Origin of the sequence: Dolomitihabitans soli, from assembly GCF_022213955.1 — a bacterium.
Lineage (GTDB): Bacteria > Actinomycetota > Actinomycetes > Streptosporangiales > Streptosporangiaceae > Streptosporangium_A > Streptosporangium_A soli.
This window is the reverse complement of sequence record NZ_JAKNTW010000014.1, coordinates 1-14,904: the sequence shown is the minus strand read 5'-3', so window position 1 is coordinate 14,904 and position 14,904 is coordinate 1. Positions and strand designations below refer to the sequence as shown.

The 14,904-nt window shown below is 67.0% G+C and carries 22 protein-coding genes and 1 tRNA gene; 7 read left to right on the top strand and 16 right to left on the bottom strand.

The genetic code is table 11. The features are described 5' to 3' along the window. Positions 1 to 1,239, bottom strand: a complete 1,239-nt coding sequence (locus tag MBA17_RS27155; RefSeq protein WP_238499426.1) for a hypothetical protein — start codon at positions 1,237 to 1,239, stop codon at positions 1 to 3. A gap of 158 nt (positions 1,240 to 1,397) precedes the next feature. Here MBA17_RS27155 and MBA17_RS27150 point away from each other — a divergent pair, with 158 nt between their 5' ends. Together MBA17_RS27150 and vapC are read left to right on the top strand one after the other, a co-directional pair. After that, positions 1,398 to 1,616, top strand: coding sequence for a type II toxin-antitoxin system VapB family antitoxin (locus MBA17_RS27150; RefSeq protein WP_238499425.1), 219 nt, complete (start codon positions 1,398 to 1,400; stop codon positions 1,614 to 1,616). A gap of 9 nt (positions 1,617 to 1,625) precedes the next feature. Beyond that, positions 1,626 to 2,027, top strand: a complete 402-nt coding sequence (vapC, locus tag MBA17_RS27145; protein ID WP_238499424.1) for a type II toxin-antitoxin system VapC family toxin — start codon at positions 1,626 to 1,628, stop codon at positions 2,025 to 2,027. A 46-nt stretch (positions 2,028 to 2,073) separates the two neighbouring features. Here the strand turns inward: vapC and MBA17_RS27140 are convergent, their stop codons facing one another. The 9 genes from MBA17_RS27140 to MBA17_RS27105 form a co-directional block, all read right to left on the bottom strand. Further along, positions 2,074 to 2,376, bottom strand: coding sequence for a DUF1416 domain-containing protein (locus tag MBA17_RS27140; RefSeq protein ID WP_238499423.1), 303 nt, complete (start codon positions 2,374 to 2,376; stop codon positions 2,074 to 2,076). Further along, positions 2,376 to 3,215: a sulfurtransferase gene (locus tag MBA17_RS27135; protein WP_238499422.1), complete on the bottom strand. Its 840-nt coding sequence runs from the start codon at positions 3,213 to 3,215 to the stop codon at positions 2,376 to 2,378. Before MBA17_RS27135 ends, MBA17_RS27140 begins: the two co-directional genes overlap by 1 nt. 14 nt (positions 3,216 to 3,229) lie before the next feature. Beyond that, positions 3,230 to 3,631 carry a DUF4395 domain-containing protein gene (locus MBA17_RS27130; protein WP_238499421.1) on the bottom strand — a complete coding sequence of 134 codons (402 nt, stop codon included), beginning with the start codon at positions 3,629 to 3,631 and terminating at the stop codon, positions 3,230 to 3,232. A 60-nt stretch (positions 3,632 to 3,691) separates the two neighbouring features. Then, positions 3,692 to 3,775, bottom strand: coding sequence for a putative leader peptide (locus tag MBA17_RS50580; RefSeq protein WP_455432867.1), 84 nt, complete (start codon positions 3,773 to 3,775; stop codon positions 3,692 to 3,694). A 32-nt stretch (positions 3,776 to 3,807) separates the two neighbouring features. Beyond that, entirely contained in the window at positions 3,808 to 4,269 is a 462-nt protein-coding gene (locus tag MBA17_RS27125) for a thioredoxin family protein (RefSeq protein ID WP_238499420.1), read from the bottom strand. Positions 4,270 to 4,401: 132 nt separating this feature from the next. Next, a complete protein-coding gene (locus MBA17_RS27120; protein ID WP_238499419.1) occupies positions 4,402 to 5,196 on the bottom strand; it encodes an anti-sigma factor family protein in 795 nt (264 codons plus the stop codon). Further along, positions 5,193 to 5,705: a sigma-70 family RNA polymerase sigma factor gene (locus MBA17_RS27115; RefSeq protein ID WP_455432865.1), complete on the bottom strand. Its 513-nt coding sequence runs from the start codon at positions 5,703 to 5,705 to the stop codon at positions 5,193 to 5,195. Before MBA17_RS27115 ends, MBA17_RS27120 begins: the two co-directional genes overlap by 4 nt. Before the next feature lie 31 nt (positions 5,706 to 5,736). Then, positions 5,737 to 6,420 (bottom strand): LmeA family phospholipid-binding protein, encoded by a 684-nt coding sequence (locus MBA17_RS27110; RefSeq protein WP_238499417.1) that lies wholly within the window; start codon positions 6,418 to 6,420, stop codon positions 5,737 to 5,739. A gap of 110 nt (positions 6,421 to 6,530) precedes the next feature. Beyond that, the gene (locus tag MBA17_RS27105) at positions 6,531 to 6,782 is read right to left on the bottom strand and encodes a MoaD/ThiS family protein (RefSeq protein ID WP_238499416.1); all 252 of its coding nucleotides are present in this window, start codon (positions 6,780 to 6,782) and stop codon (positions 6,531 to 6,533) included. Between the two features lie 218 nt (positions 6,783 to 7,000). Between MBA17_RS27105 and MBA17_RS27100 the strand changes: the two genes are divergently transcribed. Next, the gene (locus tag MBA17_RS27100; RefSeq protein ID WP_238499415.1) at positions 7,001 to 7,717 is read left to right on the top strand and encodes a winged helix-turn-helix transcriptional regulator; all 717 of its coding nucleotides are present in this window, start codon (positions 7,001 to 7,003) and stop codon (positions 7,715 to 7,717) included. Positions 7,718 to 7,737: 20 nt separating this feature from the next. Here the strand turns inward: MBA17_RS27100 and MBA17_RS27095 are convergent, their stop codons facing one another. After that, on the bottom strand, positions 7,738 to 9,438 hold the full coding sequence (locus MBA17_RS27095) for a bifunctional metallophosphatase/5'-nucleotidase (protein ID WP_238499414.1): 1,701 nt from the start codon (positions 9,436 to 9,438) through the stop codon (positions 7,738 to 7,740). A 104-nt stretch (positions 9,439 to 9,542) separates the two neighbouring features. Here MBA17_RS27095 and mshD point away from each other — a divergent pair, with 104 nt between their 5' ends. Further along, the gene (mshD, locus tag MBA17_RS27090; protein WP_238499413.1) at positions 9,543 to 10,448 is read left to right on the top strand and encodes a mycothiol synthase; all 906 of its coding nucleotides are present in this window, start codon (positions 9,543 to 9,545) and stop codon (positions 10,446 to 10,448) included. Between the two features lie 3 nt (positions 10,449 to 10,451). Here the strand turns inward: mshD and MBA17_RS27085 are convergent, their stop codons facing one another. The 3 genes from MBA17_RS27085 to dcd all read right to left on the bottom strand — a co-directional run bounded on the left by MBA17_RS27085 (position 10,452) and on the right by dcd (position 12,913). Beyond that, entirely contained in the window at positions 10,452 to 11,450 is a 999-nt protein-coding gene (locus MBA17_RS27085; protein ID WP_238499412.1) for an inorganic phosphate transporter, read from the bottom strand. Further along, positions 11,451 to 12,068: a DUF47 domain-containing protein gene (locus tag MBA17_RS27080; protein ID WP_238499411.1), complete on the bottom strand. Its 618-nt coding sequence runs from the start codon at positions 12,066 to 12,068 to the stop codon at positions 11,451 to 11,453. Positions 12,069 to 12,337: 269 nt separating this feature from the next. Continuing rightward, positions 12,338 to 12,913, bottom strand: coding sequence for a dCTP deaminase (gene dcd / locus MBA17_RS27075; RefSeq protein ID WP_238499410.1), 576 nt, complete (start codon positions 12,911 to 12,913; stop codon positions 12,338 to 12,340). A gap of 90 nt (positions 12,914 to 13,003) precedes the next feature. On the opposite strand from dcd, the gene MBA17_RS27070 reads away from it, so the two are divergent. Beyond that, positions 13,004 to 13,077 (top strand) — tRNA-Gly (locus tag MBA17_RS27070). 101 nt (positions 13,078 to 13,178) lie between these two features. On the opposite strand, the gene MBA17_RS27065 is transcribed toward MBA17_RS27070, so the two are convergent. Beyond that, positions 13,179 to 13,349, bottom strand: a complete 171-nt coding sequence (locus MBA17_RS27065; RefSeq protein WP_238499409.1) for a hypothetical protein — start codon at positions 13,347 to 13,349, stop codon at positions 13,179 to 13,181. A gap of 135 nt (positions 13,350 to 13,484) precedes the next feature. Between MBA17_RS27065 and MBA17_RS27060 the strand changes: the two genes are divergently transcribed. Beyond that, positions 13,485 to 13,988: a hypothetical protein gene (locus MBA17_RS27060; RefSeq protein WP_238499408.1), complete on the top strand. Its 504-nt coding sequence runs from the start codon at positions 13,485 to 13,487 to the stop codon at positions 13,986 to 13,988. A 35-nt stretch (positions 13,989 to 14,023) separates the two neighbouring features. After that, a complete protein-coding gene (locus tag MBA17_RS27055; protein ID WP_238499407.1) occupies positions 14,024 to 14,398 on the top strand; it encodes a hypothetical protein in 375 nt (124 codons plus the stop codon). A gap of 221 nt (positions 14,399 to 14,619) precedes the next feature. Here the strand turns inward: MBA17_RS27055 and MBA17_RS27050 are convergent. Beyond that, positions 14,620 to 14,904: hypothetical protein (locus MBA17_RS27050; protein WP_238499406.1), on the bottom strand; the 285-nt coding region annotated here is incomplete at its 5' end.

The window sequence follows — 14,904 nt, the reverse complement described above, 5'->3', positions numbered from 1 at the left end:
TCAGGCGTCGTCCTTGACGCCGAGCGCCCTGGCCCGGGTCGAGGCGATGTCGAAGGTGGCGCCCAGCAGGCACATGGTGAGCACCGTCAGGATGAGCTGACTGATCAGCGACACGGGGGAGTCATAGATGAGCCACATGTGCGGCTCCCCCGACCCGATGAGGTTCCGCAGCAGGCGCACGCCGTACTCGATCACGATGTTCAGCACCACGTAGCAGAGGCAGAACATGCCGAACAGGGGCGCACCGCCCCGGACGGTGAGCCGGATGGCGTGGAAGATCGGGATCCAGCGCTCCTGGAGACCGCCGGTGAGCTTGCTGACCGAGGTACGGGTGAGGTTGTGCGTCTGGTTGAGTCGCTCGGCCGCCCGCTCCACGCGGGTGCCCCTGATGGCCGCGCGGGTGTCGTTGATGTCGGCGCCGAAGACCAGGATGGCCACGGCCAGCCAGGTCAGCGGAAGGACCATGGCCTGCACGACGTACGGCCAGACCTCGCCGACCCAGCCCCAGAAGGGCGCCCAGCCGGGGATCTTCTCCTCGGCCTGGAGGATCATGTCCCTGGTGCCGGCTACGGCCGAGCGGTGGTACATCCAGTCGGAGCGCTCGCTGGCGACCTCGAACGTGGCGTTCAGGCCGTAGAAGGCGAACGCGAGCTCGGCGAAGGCGGCGATGGCGCCGGAGAAGCGGCCCTGACCGTTGTCGTAGCGGCGACTGAAGATCAGCCGCACCACCCAGGCGACGATCATGACGCCGATGGACATGGTGATGTCCAGGTCGATGAGCCCTCTGCCGACGGTCGCCGTCTCGCCGCGCAGCGGGGCGGCAATATACTCGCCGCCGTTGTGCATGGTGTCGAGTTGGACGAAGGCCCGGGCGTCCTCGGAGAAGAATCCCCACGTGAGGTAGATGACCGCGAACGCGGGGGCGACCCGGTCGAGGGCCACCAGCAGCCGCTCGTCACCGCTGTCCTCCGCACGGCGGGCCCGGATCTCGGTCAGCGCCCCGCGCAGGGTGTGCAGCATCCCCACGGTGGTGACGAGTGCGGTCGCCACGACGAGCGTGAAGAGCAACATGGTGATGACCAGGCGGACCTGCCTGTAGTCACCGTGGGAGACCTCCGTGCCGATGTACAGCAACGCGTAGCGGGCAACCTGGCCCGCCGCGAACCACGCCACCAGGCCGACCCCGCAGGTCGCGAGGAGCCGGAACGCGTGCAGCGGCAGGGAAAAGGGTGAAGGCACACCTCGTCCCCTGCCACGCGTGGGGACAGGACGGGGAGGGGCGGCCAAGCCAGACGTACCAGACATCATGCGAATCGTACCGATAACAGCCCATCCCTGCAGGCCAGTCCCGCAGGCACTCCCTCCACGTCAGCCCACTGGAGGTGTACGTTAGGTGTATGAGCCGCACCAACATCGACCTCGATGACGAACTCGTACAGGCCGCCATGAAGAAGTACTGCCTCAAAACCAAGAAGGACGCCGTGGACCTCGCCCTCCGGCGCCTTGTCGGACCGCCGCTGACCAAGGAGTTTCTGCTCGACCTGGAAGGCGTCGGATGGGAGGGTGACCTGGACGAGATGCGCGGAAGCAAGGTCTCGGACCAGGTTCGCGACTAGGGTCACAGTATGTATCTGATCGACTCCTCCGCGTGGATCGAGTACTTCCGCAAGACCGGCTCGCCGACCAACCTGCTCGTGCGCCGGCTGCTGACCGACGGCGAGCCCGTGGGCATCACGGAGCCGGTCGCGATGGAGATCCTGGCCGGGACCACGGATCAGAGTGAGCTGATCAAGCTGGAGCGCCTGGTCGACGGGTTGCCGTTGCTCTCGGTGGACGCGCACACCGACTACCGGCATGCCGCCCGGCTCTATCGCGTGGCCAGGAACAGGGGCTACACGGTCAGGAAGATGCTCGACTGCCTGATCGCGGCGGTCGCCCTGCGCACGGAGGCGACGCTGGTCCATCGCGACGCCGACTTCGACACGCTTCAGAAGGTGATCCCGGCCTTCAAGGTCCGTACCAACTGAAAGACCGGCACCCCCGGGTGGGGATGCCGGTCTTCGAAGGGTCGTGTCAGACGGCGACCTGGAGCTGGGCGACCTCGCCCAGCTTGGCCTGGACGGGGATGTCCTTGGTGACGCCGCCGCCCGCGATGATGCGGACGGTCCAGTCACCCGGTGCGGCGAAGAAGCGGAAGATGCCCTCGTCGGACACCACCACCTCGCCGGTGAACTCGCCCGTGCCGTCGAGGAGACGGGCGTAGGCGGTGGAGGTGCCGGACACCACGCCCTGGATCACGGCCTGGGTGGCCAGGTCGATCCCGGCGGGCAGTTCGGCGGTCTGTTCCGGTGCGGCGCAACCGTCAGCGGCAGTCATCAGCGGGCCTCTCCCAGCTCGATCGGCACGCCCACGAGCGAGCCGTACTCGGTCCATGAACCGTCGTAGTTCTTCACGTTGGCCTGGTCGAGGATCTCGTGCAGCACGAACCAGGTGTGCGCGGAACGCTCGCCGATGCGGCAGTAGGCGATCGTGTCCTTGCCGAAGTCGACGCCGGCCTCGCCGTACAGGGTCTTGAGGTCGCCGTCGGACTTGAAGGTGCCGTCGTCGTTGGCCGCCTTGGACCACGGGATGTTGCGGGCGGTCGGCACGTGGCCGGCGCGCTGCGCCTGCTCCTGGGGCAGGTGGGCCGGGGCGAGCAGCTTGCCGGTGAACTCGTCGGGCGAGCGCACGTCGACCAGGTTGAGCTTGCCGATGGCGTTGACGGCGTCGTCGCGGAAGGCGCGGATCGAGGAGTCCTGCTCCTTGGCCACGTAGGTCGTCGCCGGGCGCTCGACCACGTCGGTGACCAGCTCACGGGAGTCGAGCTCCCACTTCTTGCGGCCACCGTCGAGGAGCTTGACGTCCTGGTGGCCGTACAGCTTGAAGTACCAGTAGGCGTAGGCGGCGAACCAGTTGTTGTTGCCGCCGTAGAGCACCACGGTGTCGTCGTTGCCGATGCCCCGCGCCGACAGCAGGGCCTCGAAGCCCGCCTTGTCCACGAAGTCACGGCGGACCGGGTCCTGCAGGTCGGTCTTCCAATCGATCTTCACTGCGCCACGGATGTGGCCCTTGTTGTACGCGCTGGTGTCCTCGTCGACCTCGACGAGGACCACACCTGCGGTGTCGAGGTTGGCGTCGACCCAGTCGGCGTCCACCAGAGAGGCGGAACGGCTCATGGAAATCCTCCGGATTATCGGGTTGCGGCGGGCAGTAGACGGCGGACTAGGAGATACGTCTCGCAGCCGAGGCAGAAGCCGAAGGCGGCGTTGAGAAAGGCGGCGACCAGGGCGAGGGCCGTCGCGCCGAGCGCGAGCGGCATGATCTGCGCGAGGAATCCGACCAGCCCCACGAGCGCGAAGGCCAGGCCGACCCCCTGCGCGAAACGCGGCGGACCGGCGTCCTCCAACTCCTTCGGCGGGCTCGTGACAAGCCTTTTGAAGATCGGCTTGTACGGCGAGAGCCCCGCGGCCCCGAAGAGGAAGAGCCCGGCCTGTACGGCCAGCAACCAGGCACTGCCCGTCACCAGGACCAGTGCCAGAATGACGGACGTGACCGCCGCGGCGAAACGAATGGCTCGTGGATCAACCTGCATCGCGGGATGCTCCTGAGAAGGGTGTCGAAGATGCGGCGGCGAAGCCGCGCGAGATCGCCCTCAGGAAGCGGGACAGAGCGCGGTGGCGACGCGGCAGAAATCAACCGCGCGCCGCTTCGTCAGCAGCTCTGTCCTGGGATTCACGCTCACGACACTACCCTTCGCCTCGTCGTCTGTCACATCCCATCACGGTCTTCAGTAGATGTCTCTTTCGGGAGGGTCAGGCGTGGCGGCTCGACGGCGGTGCCCAGCGCGGCGATCACATCGGCCTTGCGGGGCAGGCCAGTGCCGCGTTTCACGACGCCGCCCGACGCGTCGAGCACCAGCACGGTGGGCGTCCGGAGCACGTTGAGGGAGCGCACCAGATCCAGCCGTGACTCCGCGTCGATCTCGACATGGGTCACCCCGGGCACCATCCCGGCGATCTCGGTCAGGATCCGCCTGGTCGCCCGGCACGGCTGGCAGAACGCGGTCGAGAACTGCACCAGGGTGGCGCGTCGGCCCAGTTCCCCGCCGATGTCGTCCGCGGAGAGCCGGTCATCGGGCTTTTCGCGCAACCTTCCGTCGCGGCGCAGCCGTACCACCCCGATCATCGTGCCCAGTGCCAGAGCGCCGAGCAGTACCCACCAACCTGTCATCGTGGGGTGGAACCACGGAACCCGCCGCCTTCTTCCCTCGACGCCCGAATCCCTCTTCGGTACCCGCCCACGAACCCCGGCGCGCCCAGCCGCGAGCCGACGCCAGACCGCGCCTCAGCCCCAGACCACGCCTCAGCGCTTGACCGGGATGGTGAGCAGCAGCTTGCCGTCGGCGGTGACGATCTCGAACTTGGCGACCTGGTCGGGGGCCATGCTGGTGCTGCCCTGGGTGTACGACGTCTTGCCGTACTGGGCGGCGGAGACCAGCCAGCTCGCGGCGGTGTCCCTGGTGCCGTCGTTGCCGACGACGACCAGGCTGCACCGGGTGCCGGTGCGGACGCCCGAAAGGGCGATCGTGACGCTGCTGCCGTTGTCGCCGGCGGTCAGCTCCACGCGCGCCCTGGCCTTGCCCGGCACGCTCTCGCTGGCCTTCAGGTCGGGTTCGGCGCGCGACGTGACGGCCGACTCCGATCTGCTGGGCTTCGGGCTGGGCAGTGCCCTCTGTTCGCTGTAGCCCTCGTCCATCAGGGTCTTCGGCTGGTCGGCCTTCTGGTTTGCCCGCTCCGGCGCGGAGGCGGTGGTGGACCCCGAGTCGGACGTGGTGGTGATCTCCGAGACGACCGCCCCTCCCGCGACGACGACCGCCGCCGAGGCTGCGATAGCAAACATGATCTTCGTCCGGTGCCGCCTCTTGGCCTTGGCGTTGAGCAGCCGGTCGAGTACGACCTGCGGCGGGCTCGCCGCCTGCAAAACGTCCTCCTCCGACGCCTTCCCCAGGAAAACGGTCACCCCGGCGAACTCGTCGTACTCCGCCCGGCAGGCGTCGCACTCCGCGAGATGCGCCTCGACGGCCGCGGCCTCGTCCCGCTCCAGGGCGCCGAGCGCGTACACGCCCAGCGACATCCGAATCTCGTCACACGTCATCATGGCGCGAGCCCCCGCTCCTCCAGCGCCAGCTTGAGCGCCCGCAGCGCGTAGTAGGTGCGGGACTTGACGGTCCCGGCCGGGATGCCGAGCTCCTGTGCCGCCTCCTTCACCGATCGCCCCCGGTAGTAGACCTCCATCAACACGTCGCGGTGCTCGGGCCGGAGCGCGCCGAGCGCGTCGGCCACCGCCCACGACTCCACCGCCCGGTCCAGCTCATCGTCGGCCGGAAGTACGGCGAGCGCCTCGTCGCCCGTCTCCGGCGGACGTGACTTACGCGCCCGGTGCTGGTCGACGACGAGATTACGGGCCACCGTGAACAGCCACGCGCGCACGGGACGTCCGGAGACGGCGCCGGGATTCCGCCAGGCCCGCAGCAGCGTCTCCTGCACGACATCCTCCGCTCGTCCCGGGTCACCGGTCAGTCGCAACACGTAACCGTAGAGTGGCCCGCCGTGCTCGTCGAAGAGGGCTCTGACAAGTTCCTCGTCGGCGGTTCCTGCTGGACTCACACCCTCACGACGTACGGCGGAGCGGTCCGGTTCATCCTCTGAGCGGGACATCTTTCGCCTCACCGGTCACCTGGAGGCCGTCCGGCACGCTCTTGACGGCGGTCACCTTCAGATTGAGCGGCAGATTGTCGACCGGGATCGTGTAGGTCAGCGAGCGGGCGGCGTTCGTGGGCACCGGGATGCCGCCGGCGACGATCACCTTCTCCGGCACGAGCTTCACCCCGCCGTCGACCGTCTGGACCTTCATGTTCGCCTCGACCGGCACCTTCACCCCCCGCACCGTGATCGCGCCGGAGACCCGCAGCGAGTCGCCGTCGCCGTCGACCTTGATCCCGCGGGGCGCCCGCTGTTCGATGACCTTGCGCGGGATGACGACCGTGCCGACGACCCGTTCGGCCATGATCTCGGTCGTCGCGGCGTTCTGCACGAGGTCGGACAGCGGGGCGGTCACGCCGTACAGGGTGGCGTCGACGTCGGAGAGTGACACGCCCTTGCTGGTCAGCGCGCCCATGTCGACCTTGATCTCGTCGTATCGGCCGGCGACGGCCTGGGTGAGGAACGGGATGCCCTCGATGGCCACCGTGGGCTCCCGTTCCAGGTCGTAGCGAGCGGCGACCTGCTTGGCGATCTCGCTCTGCACGCCCGTGACGGCCACCCTGTCCAAGACCACGAGGAGCGCGCCCACCAGGATCAGAAATACGATCAGCTTGCGCATCGTGTTGTTCGCTCCTCGGTCCGGGTCATCCCTCGATCTAGATCATCGCAGTGCCCTCAGGGTGCTCTGTTATGTGTCTCCGCTCGCCTGAACCCTACGGAAGCCGGAGATCAGCCGCCAGCGAAGGGCGGGAGCACCTCCACCGTGGCCCCCTCGCCCAGGACGATCTGATCATGGTCGCGTTTGCCGACGGGATCGCCGTCGACAAGAAATGACGATCTCCGGACCACGCTCGCTAGTTTGTCCCGATTTTCTGTGATTTTCGTCATTAATTCGCCAAGTGTGGCCGCATCGAAAGGCTCCTCGGCGAGCCCGGCGGCGTCCTTCGCCGCGGCCCAATAGCGGATCGTTCCCGTCGCCATCAGCGCTTCTTCCTATCTCACAGTCGATTAAGGACCATTGTGCGCCCCGCTTAACGCCAATGTCGCTCGTGCGCCGCCGTTCACCAGGTGGACGCGTAGTGGACTCCGAACCCTCGTGGGATATCCTCACCTAACGGGACCTGGGCAATGTAGCCCCCGGGTCCTTACGTGTTTGTGCGGCCCATCGCCGCCATGGCACGGGAAGGAGGCCGAGCCTCGTGAGCAACCTGCTCCTGCTCACCAACGCTTTGGAACCGTCGGCCGAAGTGCTCCCAGCCCTCGGGCTGCTGCTGCACTCGGTGCGCGTCGCCCCCGCGGAGGCGTCGGCACTGATCGACGCGCCACCGGCGGACGCCGTGCTCGTCGACGCGCGGCGCGAGCTCGTCCAGGCCAAAAGCCTGTGCCGGCTGCTGCGCACCACCGGCATCGACTGTCCACTCGTGGTGATCGTCACTGAAGGTGGCCTCGCCGGCCTGACGGCCGAGTGGGGAATCGACGACGTTATCCTCGACAGCGCCGGCCCCGCCGAGGTCGAGGCGCGCCTGCGCATGGCCGTCGGCAAACTGTCGCTGGCGGCGAACGACGAGGTCCCCGACGAGATCCGCAGCGGCGACCTGTCGATCGACGAGGCGACCTACACCGCGCGGCTGCGCGGCCGGGCCCTCGACCTGACCTTCAAGGAGTTCGAGCTGCTCAAATACCTCGCGCAGCATCCGGGCAGGGTCTTCACCCGCGCCCAGCTGCTGCAGGAGGTCTGGGGATACGACTACTTCGGCGGCACCCGCACCGTCGACGTGCACGTCCGGCGGCTGCGCGCCAAGCTCGGCGCGGAGCACGAATCCCTGATCGGCACCGTCCGTAACGTCGGTTACCGCTTTGTTCCCGACCGTGGCGGCGAGCAGCACTCCGAGGAGCGCGAGCCCGCCCACCACTAGCCTGCTTGGTAACCGTCGTCTCAGGGGACGACGGTGACCCGGTCCACGGCGGGCGGGGCCGCCGGGGAGTGGGCTCCGAAGTAGGAGACGAGGGCGTCGATGTCGAGCGGGCCGCTCCACAGGTCGGTGCCCTGGGTGAAGACGGAGAAGCCGTCGCCACCGCCGACCAGGAAGTTGTTCGCCGCGACCCGGACCGCCTGGGTCTCGGTGACGGCGGTCCCGTTGATCTTGATGTCGGAGACCTTCGAGCCCACGGCGGCCGACGAACTGACGGTGTAGGTCAGCGACGCCGACGGCTGCAGGACGCGGTTCACCTGATACTGCTGCTCCAGCAGCGCGTCGAGCTGCGCCCCGGTCAGGGTGACGACCTGCATGAGATTGTTGAACGGCTGCACCGTGAACGTCTCGCCGTACGTCACCACGCCGTCGGGGGCGAACGTCAGGTCGGCGCGCACGCCGCCGGGGTTCATCAGCGCGACCTCGGCGTTGCCGCCCGTCTTGGTGGCCTCAAGCTGGGCGTCGGCGATCAGGTTGCCCAGCGGCGACTCGCCGGACGGCGCCGCCTGCCGGGTCAGGTCGGCCGTGATGGACCCGACCTGGCGGTTGGCGACCTCGGCGACCCGATCCTTCCAGGTCTGCACGAACGTGCCGATCTCGGGATCGGCGGGCACGTCGCGGGTGACCACGTGGTTGTCGACGGCCACCGAGGACCGGACGACGTCCTTGGTCTGCTTGTCGACCTGGAAGTCGAGCTGGGTCAGCACGCGGCCGAAGGAGGATCCCTGGCTGACGTAGCGGTCCTGGCCGGCCGGGTCCTTGGTCTTGCAGACGTACGCCTGGTGGGAGTGGCCCATGACGACCATGTCGATGTCGGCGCTGACCCCCTGGACGATCCGGCTGCCCGCGCCGGCGATCACGGGGCAGGCGTCGGGGCTCTGGCCGGTGGCGATCTGGTCGCCCTCGTGGACGAGGACGACCTGGGCCTTCACGCCGAGCAGCCGGAGCGCCCGCGACGAGCGGTTGGCGGCCTCGATCTCGTCGACGAACGTCAGGTCCTTGATGCCCTCCGCGGTCACGATCGACGGCGTCGTCTTGGTGACCAGGCCGATGAAGCCGACCTTGACGCCGTTGACCTTCTTGATCGAGAACGGGGCGAGCGCCGGCAGTTCGGGCGCCTTCTTGAAGCGGACGTTCGCGCCGAGGTAGTCGTATTCGGCACCGCGCCACCGCCCGGCGGGCGAGCAGCCGTCCACCTTGTGGCAGCCGCCCTTCATGATCCGGAGCAGCTCGCCGTACCCCTCGTCGAACTCGTGGTTGCCGACCGAGGAGACGTCGAGGCCGAGCTTGCCGAGGAGTTCCACGGTGGGCTCGTCGTGGTAGGCGGCCGAGATCAGCGGGGTGCCGCCGATCAGGTCGCCCGCGGCGACGACCGTGGTGTTCTCGTCGGCCATCGCCTTCAGGTGGGTGGCCATGAAGGCGGCTCCGCCGGCGTCGACCGTCTGGCCGGCCTCGTTGACGATGCGACCACCCGACCCGGTCGGCGGTTCGAGGTTGCCGTGGAAGTCGTTGATGGCGATAAGGCGCACCGGGACCGTTTTGGCGGGTTTAGCCGGCTTGCTGGCGGCCGGGGCGGCCACCGCCGGGGGGCCTGCCGCGAGGAGCAGGAACGTCGCCGCAGTCATACCGGCGACACCTAGGCGCAGCTTGGATCGTGGCGTCATGACCCCAGACGCTAGACCGGTGATCTGTGCGGCGAACGTCCCACAGGTAACGATTCCTCCACCTGGAAGATGGCGTCTTTTGCCAGTGGACCTAGGCTTTGGCCATGAACGTGCGCGTGGAGTACAAGGGCCGGTTGAGCGACGACGAGGTGGCCGGGGTCCTGGCGATCGTGGAGGCGGCGACCGAGGCCGACGGTGTCCGGCCGCTCAATGAGCACGTGATGCTGCACCTGCGCTACGGCGGTGACGACCAGGCGCGCGCGGGACTGCTGTACGTCGGTGACACGCTCGCCGGCTACGCCCACATCGATCCCACCGACGTCGTCGAGGGACCGAGCGGCGAACTGGTCGTCCATCCCGACCACCGCCGCCACGGCCACGGAGCCACCCTGCTGCGCGCCGTACTGGACCGGAACCACGGTCGCCTGCGCCTGTGGGCCCACGGCGACCACACGGCCGCGGAACGGCTGGCCGCCGCGACGGGCTTCGAACGGGCCCGCTCGCTGTGGCAGATGCGCCGCTCGCTGTTCGCCCCCATCCCGCCCTACGAACTCCCCGAGGACGTACGGCTGCGCGCCTTCGAGCCGGGCGCCGACGAGGAGGCGTGGATCGGGTTGAACGCCCGCGCCTTCGCCCACCACCCCGAGCAGGGTGGCTGGACCATCGACGACCTCAAGCGCCGCGAGCAGGAGCCGTGGTTCGACCCCGAGGGCTTCTTCGTCGCGGTCCGCGGCGACCGTCCCGTCGGCTTCCACTGGACGAAGGTCCACGGCGACGGCGGACACGGGCACCCGCCCATCGGCGAGGTCTACGTGGTCGGTGTGGACCCCTCGCAGCAGGGCTCCGGCCTGGGCAGGGCGCTGACCCTGGCCGGGCTCTGCCATCTGCGCACGCGTGGCCTCGCCCAGGTGATGCTCTACGTGGACGAGGCCAACACGGCGGCGATCCGGCTGTACGAGTCCCTCGGTTTCACCCGCTGGGACACCGATGTGATGTATCGCCGCCCCTGAGCGCTACTCCAGCAGCCAGTGCATGGCGAAGTACGACAACGACGCGACCAGCGCCGCCGCCGGGATCGTGAGAACCCAGGCCGTGATGATGTTGCCCGCGACGCCCCAGCGCACGGCCGACAGGCGCTTCGTCGCGCCCACCCCCATGATCGCGCTGGTGATGGTGTGCGTGGTGGAGATCGGCGCGCCGAAACCCATGGCCGCGCCGTACAGGACGGTCGCGGCGGCGGTCTCCGCGGCGAAGCCCTGGGGCGGGTCGAGGGCGATGATGCGCCTGCCGAGGGTGCGCATGATGCGCCAGCCACCCGCGTAGGTGCCCAGTGAGATCGCCGCCGCGGCGGAGATGATGACCCACTGGGGGATGGGGTCGCCCTGCTCGGCGTAACCGCCCACCACCAGGGCCAGGAAGATCACACCCATGGTCTTCTGCGCGTCCTGGAGGCCGTGCCCGAGCGCCATGGCGGCGGCGGAGATGGTCTGGGAGTAGCGGAAACCACGGTTGATCTTGCCTGGCTGGGACCGGCGGAAGATCCAGAAGATCGCTATCATGATGATCGCGCCCAGCGAGAACCCGACGAGCGGAGACAAGATCATCGGAAGGACGACCTTCTCCAGGACCCCGTCCCAGTGGACCAGGGCCGACGCCGAGAGGGCCGCGCCGATGAGGCCCCCGATCAGGGCGTGGCTGCTGGAGGACGGCAGCCCGAAGTACCAGGTGATGAGGTTCCAGACGATCGCGCCGATCAGGCCGGAGCCCACGATCACCAGGCCGTGGGGGCCCGAGGGCGGATCGATGATGCCCGTGCCCACCGTCTGCGCGACCGCGACACCGAGATGCGCGCCCAGGAAGTTCATGGCGGCGGCCATGAAGAGCGCGGCCCTGGGTGTCAGGGCACGAGTGGACACCGACGTCGCGATCGCGTTCGCGGCGTCGTGGAAACCGTTGGTGTAGTCGAACACCAGCGCCACGACGATGACGCCGATGACAAGTGCGAGTTCCACCTAGCTTTCCTTGACCGCGATCGACTCGATCGTGTTGGCCACGCTCTCGAAGGCGTCGGCGGCCATCTCCAGCTGATCGATGACCTCCTTCATCTTCAGCACGGTCAACGCGTCGTACTCCCCGCCGAAGAGCTTGGCGAGCAGTCGCCGGTAGACCTGGTCGGCCTGGTTCTCCAGCCGATTGATCTCGATCCAGTACTCGTTGAGGTTGCGCATCGAACGCAGCCGGGGCATGGCCTCGGCGGTCAGTTCGGCTCCGCGTTCGAGAACCTCGACCTGCCTGATGACCTCTTTGGGAAGATGGTCGATCTGGTACAGGACGATGAGGTCGGCGGCGGCCTCCATATAGTCCATCACGTCGTCGAGATTCGAGGCGAGACGGTAGATGTCCTCGCGGTCGAAGGGCGTGATGAAGCTCTCGTTGAGGCGTTTCATGATCGCATGAGTGCGCTCGTCGCCCGCATGTTCGCAGGCGCGCATCTTGTCGGCGAGGGCCTCCCGGTCTGACCCATCGCTGATGATCTCGACTAGCAGACGGGACGCGGTGACGAGGTTGTTGGCGGAGTCCGCGAACAAGTCGTAGTAGCTGTCCTCACGAGGCGTGAGACGCAGGCGCACGTCGTTCTCCAGATGTGCGGGGATGGTCCGCAGAGAAGGGTACGGGTTACCAGCGGAAATGCGAACTTCATGGCCCACACACCCCCAAGTCACCCGCTCTTGTTGTTCTGGCTACCCTCGGTGTGATCCCTGACACCGTCGGGCACAGATTGACAGCATCACAGACAGTGCCCGCTTTGCTCGTCTTGGGCATCTTATGGCTGTGAGTGATGGCGTTTGAGGGGAGGATGCCAGATCGCACCTTTCGCTTGACATGTCACCCCCTTGATCTAGATCACGGTGCGGTGGAAGTTGAGGAACGACCGCGACGGCGTCGGCCCCCGCTGACCCTGGTAGCGCGAGCCGTACTTCGCCGACCCGTACGGATGCTCGGCCGGCGAACTCAACCGGAACATGCACAACTGCCCGATCTTCATCCCCGGCCACAACTTGATCGGCAGCGTGGCGACGTTCGACAGCTCAAGCGTCACGTGCCCGCTGAACCCCGGATCGATGAACCCCGCCGTCGAGTGCGTGAGCAAACCGAGCCTGCCCAGGCTCGACTTCCCCTCCAGCCGCGACGCGATGTCATCCGGCAAGCTGATCAGCTCAAGGGTGCTGGCCAGCACGAACTCCCCCGGATGCAGGATGAACGGCTCATCCTTCTCCGGCTCCACCAGCCGCGTCAGATCAGGCTGCTCCACCGCCGGATCGATGTGAGGGTACTTGTGGTTCTCGAACACCCTGAAGAACCGGTCGAGCCGTACGTCGACACTCGACGGTTGGATCATCACCGGATCGAAGGGATCAAGCCCGACCCTTCCAGCCTTGATCTCCAGCAGAATGTCACGATCGGAAAGCAGCACGTGAGGCAACTTACCGTGTTCTCCGCCCCCGTCAGGGAGTCACCCATCACTCGTGGTTTCCGCTACAGTGGTCTACGCGGCTCACCGCACGCGGGTGTAGTTCAATGGCAGAACATCAGCTTCCCAAGCTGACAGCGCGGGTTCGATTCCCGTCACCCGCTCCACCGACGAAAGCCCAGGTCATCCGATGGTTTCGGAACCTGGGCTTTGATCTTGTATGGGCTAGTTGATCTCTGCGGGCCATTAACAGGCCATTAGCTCTTGATCAGCTCACCGGCGCGAGCACACCCGCCGTGCCGTCATCCTCATCGCCATCACGATCTTCAAGCTGCTTGTTGATCGCGTCCGTGATCGCTTGGTCGGCCCCGCGTACGGCGTGCTGATAGATCATCGCGGCCCTGACTGCACTGCGATCGCCCGTCTGTGGCCACGCCATGGGTGGCTGGGGACGATCGAAGGTCCAAGGCTTCGTTCCTCAGCCCCGTCCCACCGAGTTTCGGGGTGCTCACCGTACGCCACGGCTTACTCCAAGCCCTCCGCAGGGACCGTATGGCCTCGTACGCTGACCCATGTGGATCCCCTAGCCGTGGAATGGGCCGCGATTCCAGGCCCGAGGTGGTACCAGCCCGAAACCGTCACTGCAGCCTTCGCCGACCTGGCAAAGGCCATCCACAGCGACACCGACCAAGGTGCCGGCGTACGGTCTGCGGTCGGAAACGACCATGCGGGGACCCTTTACCCGGCCGCCGTAACAGGTACCGACGTGTTGCTGGGCATTATCAGCGATCGCACCGGCCCGCCCAGGGACATCGCCCTCAGCATCCTTCTCGACTGGTGGGGATGCTTCCAACCCGAACCGGGTTTCGAGTCGTACATGGACCCTGCCGGACAAACAGTCGACCTCATCCCGGCCATTGTCCAACGAGTGGAACAGGCCGCCGAGACCCTACAGGCGATCGCGGAACAGGACACCAACGCACGAGGCGCAGTCCGGGAGCTGGTCAGACTCATGAACCAAGGGTGGACAGTTGCAGTTCAGCCGAGCAGACCGGATGATCAGGCGGGAGGCGCGTAGGTGCGCCAGCGTCGCACGCCGTGCCACGATGATCAATGAGCTTCAGAAAGGGCGACAGGGTGTGTGAGGAAGCGCCGCCGGACTATCGGGCAATCTTCAAGGTCTTCCGGCGGGTTCCAGGCATGTACATCATGTCGCCCCTGACCTATCCGAGTGTCGTTGCCTTCCTCACTGGCTGCGACGCCGCGTCAGGGGACCGCATGCTCAAGGGCTTCCGAGAGTGGCTTGTCGACCGCACCGGCTATGGGAGCAGTCTCGCGTGGTCCGCGCTTGTCCTGTGGTTTGTAGAGCCTGTAGGCGGCAAGTCGCACAGCCCTCTTTCCCCAGAGTTGGAACCGGTTGCCATCGAGACGCTCTTCCGCCTGGTCGAGGAGTTCCTTGAGCACTCTGATGAGGTGCGGTCCTCGTGATCGCCGTGCAATTAGCGTGCAATTAGGCAGGGTAACGAGTGGTCAACCACAGACACTCCCGTCCAGCCGAACGCCCAGCTCAGCACCTCGACAAGCCATGATCGGTGCAATTCCCAAGCTGACAGCGCGGGTTCGATTCCGTCACCCGCTCCAACGAGGAAAAGCCAGGTCAGGGATACTTTTCCGACCTGGCCTTTGATCTTTCTAGAGCTGCTTCCGATCTATCGGCCGAGGTAGTCGGCCAGGACCTTCGCCGCGCCCTCCACATCGGCCACGGGGTGCCGCTTCTCCGCCGCCTGCCAGGAGAAGAAGGCGCCGCCGTACCCGACGAACACCCACACCGGCATCCCCGCATCCGGCTCAATCCGCAGCGCGGTGTTGTTGTCCCGCAGCTCCGCCCGCACCCCAAGGATCAGGAGCCGATCGCGCAGCCGCATCAGCGCGGCCACCTCCTCCGCCCGGTTGACCTGCTGCACCGCATCCGTCATCGCGGACATGATCGGGTT